Origin of the sequence: Pseudomonas brassicae, from assembly GCF_010671725.1 — a bacterium.
GTDB lineage: Bacteria > Pseudomonadota > Gammaproteobacteria > Pseudomonadales > Pseudomonadaceae > Aquipseudomonas > Aquipseudomonas brassicae.
This window is the reverse complement of the sequence record NZ_JAAHBU010000647.1, coordinates 1-857: the sequence shown is the minus strand read 5'-3', so window position 1 is coordinate 857 and position 857 is coordinate 1. Positions and strand designations below refer to the sequence as shown.

Here is an 857-nt window from a genome sequence, read left to right as displayed (position 1 = left end):
CCGCTGCTTTCAATCCCTCTTTCGTGCGCTTGTTTGCTCCTGGTCTGTTTCCGCTCATGTCGCTCGATCGCTTTCGATTGCCTTCACACGAAGCTTATTCAGGGTATCGAACCCACCAGTGAGCGTTTCGTCACTGTACTTCTTGAGCGTGTTCAGGCTAGTAGGGGCGGTCTTGAGCTCATGGCCGTCATCAGTCTTTACGGTGCGATCAAGGCTTGCCAGGCGCCCTGGTCTTCAGGGCACCGATCAACGCCTCATCGCTAACGAACGCGTGAGGAGTCGTAATGATCTGGCTCAGCAGGCGTTGTAGGGCTAGCGCACCCGATCTGGCACTTTCAGCCCTTGAGGGTTTCTTGTCAGTCATGCTGCTCCTGGTATTTCAGGCGAGAGACGATCTTCATGTGGGTGCCATCGGCGTCCGTGAAGAAGTCAGGCTCGATCTCAATCATACCTTCCTTCATCAGGTCACTGATGTAATCTTCAAGTTCGGAGGCTGGAATCAATGTGTAGTTATCAGTCTTGTAATGATCTTTGATAAGTTCTACAAGTTCTTTGAAGTTTTCAGTATTGCCAATGTGAATGTTTTCCGCTGCATGTTGTGCAGCGGCGGAAGCGAGAATTGCACCGTCCGTGCTCTCGGTGATGTAATTCCAAACGTGCTTCATATCGGTGTGCCCTAGCATCCATCTCAGCGTATCGATATTGGAGAAGCTTCCGCAGTAAAAGAACAACATGGCGAAGAAGCGGCGCATCTGATGTTGTCGCAGGTACCAACGTTGCCGCGCTCGTTGAGTGGCATCTCAAAGTAGTCGCAAAAAATATCAAGGTTTCGGTTGTAGGCTGTATTGCCAGTATCA

At 50.6% G+C, this 857-nt stretch carries 1 protein-coding gene; it reads right to left on the bottom strand.

Going from position 1 to position 857, the window contains the following annotated elements; all coding sequences use genetic code 11:
* Positions 1 to 356 precede the first annotated feature (356 nt).
* A complete protein-coding gene (locus tag G3436_RS26900; protein ID WP_243667360.1) occupies positions 357 to 752 on the bottom strand; it encodes a hypothetical protein in 396 nt (131 codons plus the stop codon).
* Positions 753 to 857: the final 105 nt, after the last annotated feature.